This is a genomic window from Actinoplanes sp. NPDC026670 (assembly GCF_040638175.1).
Taxonomy (GTDB): Bacteria; Actinomycetota; Actinomycetes; order Mycobacteriales; family Micromonosporaceae; genus Actinoplanes.
Genome location: NZ_JBEZXU010000162.1, coordinates 1 through 2,286, shown reverse-complemented (window position 1 = coordinate 2,286; position 2,286 = coordinate 1). Strand labels below are relative to the sequence as shown.

Here is a 2,286-nt window from a genome sequence, read left to right as displayed (position 1 = left end):
GCGAATCCACCGCATCCGCCGCCGAACCCGCCTGCGCAAACGTCAACACACCAGCAGCCAGAACCACCCCGGCGCCGATCCACGGCACGATCTTCACAACGGTCTCCTTCTATGCGTACGAGATGGGCGGTCAGAGGATTCGGGGGTACGAGGCGACGGTCCAGCCGACACCGAACTTGTGCCGGGCGCCGCTCGCGAAGAGGTTGTTGTCGGCCGAGAGATCGCCGGTCGAGGCCCATCCGTACAGCTCACCGGCGGTGTTCTGGTTGAGGATGTCCTGCTTGCCGTCGCCGTTGAAGTCGCCGAGGACGATCCGCGGGTAAGCGGTCTGGGTCCAGCCACCGCCGACGATCCGGACCTGCCCCGCGAACAGCCTGGCGTCCGCCGACAGGTCACCCGACGACGCCCAGGCCCGCAGCTGTCCGGTCGAGTCCTGCCCGATGATGTCGGTCCGGCCGTCGCCGGTGAAGTCGCCGGTCAGGATCCGCGGAATGTTCGTGGTGGTCCAGCCGCTGCCGACGATCCGGACCGGCCCCGGGAGCAGCCTGGCGTCCGCCGAGAGGTCACCTGACGACGCCCAGGCCCGCAGCTGTCCGGTCGAGTCCTGCCCGATGATGTCGGTCCGGCCGTCACCGGTGAAGTCTGCGGTCAGGATCCGCGGGATGCTCGTGGTGGTGAAGCCGGTGCCGACGACCACACCCGAGCCGGGGAACAGCACGCCCCCGTTCAGGTTGCCGGTCGAGCCCCACGCCTTCAGCTGGCCGGCGGCGTTCTGACCGAGCAGGTCGGTACGCCCGTCGCCGTTGAAGTCACCGGTCAGCAGCCGCGGGAAGGCGGTGGTCGAGAAGCCGGTGCCGACGATCCGGGCGGCCCCGGTGAACAGCTTGGCGTCGGCCGACATGTCGCCTGACGACGGCCACGCCCGCAATTGTCCGGTCGAGTCCTGGCCGATGATGTCGGCCTTGCCGTCGCCGTTGAAGTCGCCGGTCAGGATCCGCTGGATGTTGCTGGTGGTCCAGCCGCTGCCGACCAGGCGCGAGGCGCCGTTGAAGAGGCCGGAGTCCACGGCCATGTTGCCCTTGGAGTACCAGCCCTGCAGGTCACCGTCGTTGTTCTGGTGGACGATGTCGGACTTGCAGTCACCTGTGAAGTCCGCCGTGTAGACCACGGCGCCGGTCTGGGCGGTCGGGACCGCCGTGCCCGCGGCGTTGCACGTGTTCACCGCGATGCCCTGGATCCAGCCGGACAGGTCGTCGACCCGGGTCTCCTCCGCTCCGGACTCGGTGATCTCCCCCGCGTCCAGGCAGCCACGCTGGGTGGACGTGTGGTGCACCGCGACGAGTTGCACGGTGCTGCCGCTGCCGCGCAACGCCGGCCCACCGGAGTCGCCCCGGCAGGTCGTCACGGCCGCCGGATCGGTCCCGGCGACGCTCAGAGTGGTGGCGCCGACAGTTTCGACGCTGACGGCTCCGGCATGTTTCTGGGCCGAGATCCAATCGGTGGCGGTACGGCCATAGCCGACCAGTTGCAGCACGTCACCGGCGCTCGGCGCGGTGGTGGCGACCGGCACCGGCGTGATGTCGCCGACCGGGGTGAGCAGGCGCACCAGCGCGAGGTTGCGGTCCGGATGTGGGACCACCCAGGTGGCGGCGATCGGCCGGCCGAGTGTGACGGTGGTCGGCTGGGCGGGCGCGCCGGCGGTGGTCTGGCCGAAGCAGGCGCTCGCGGTCAGCACCCACGACGGCGCCACGAGCGCGCCGGTGCAGGCCTTGCCGAAGCCCGGCGCACCGATGTTGACGCGGGCGGTGAAGGGGTGGACGGTGTCGGCCACCGTGTCACCGGTGACGGCGCGTGCGGCCGCGCCGCCGAGCAGGCCCGCCACCATCGCCGTGGCGGACACGCCCGCCACGACGACTCGGCGGGCCCGCACGGGCCGGCCGGTCATGGAGCCGGACAAAGGTCTGGACATCAGTTCCCCCGTGGTCGAAGTGGACACACGGAGGCACGACGAAGTGGCTCCATCGATCCCCCCGTGGGTCGAGCAGCGCTCACAACATAGATGGATGTCGAGCAGTTGTAAACCGGCGCAGTATCACATCCGTGATGATCAACTCTTGCCGGTCAACGCAGGATGAATCGTGCGAACTTGACGGGCGACCACCTGGCGGTGGCCGCCCGTCTCAGTTACTGATCAGCCGATACGGAGTTCGACGAGGATCGCGGTCGGCAGGCTCTCACCATCACCCGGATCGATCGGCTTCGGCGTGTTCGCCGGAATCTGGAACA

Annotated in this window: 1 protein-coding gene; it reads right to left on the bottom strand. The window is 69.3% G+C overall.

The features are described 5' to 3' along the window. Window positions 1–130: 130 nt before the first annotated feature. Window positions 131–1,969, bottom strand: a complete 1,839-nt coding sequence (locus tag AB0E94_RS52710; RefSeq protein WP_360344489.1) for an FG-GAP-like repeat-containing protein — start codon at window positions 1,967–1,969, stop codon at window positions 131–133. Window positions 1,970–2,286 lie beyond the last annotated feature (317 nt).

Bases quoted from the DNA above. Each gene is read 5' to 3' on its own strand.
- AB0E94_RS52710 (WP_360344489.1), bottom strand. From the start codon at position 1,969: ATGTCCAGACCTTTGTCCGGCTCCATGACCGGCCGGCCCGTGCGGGCC.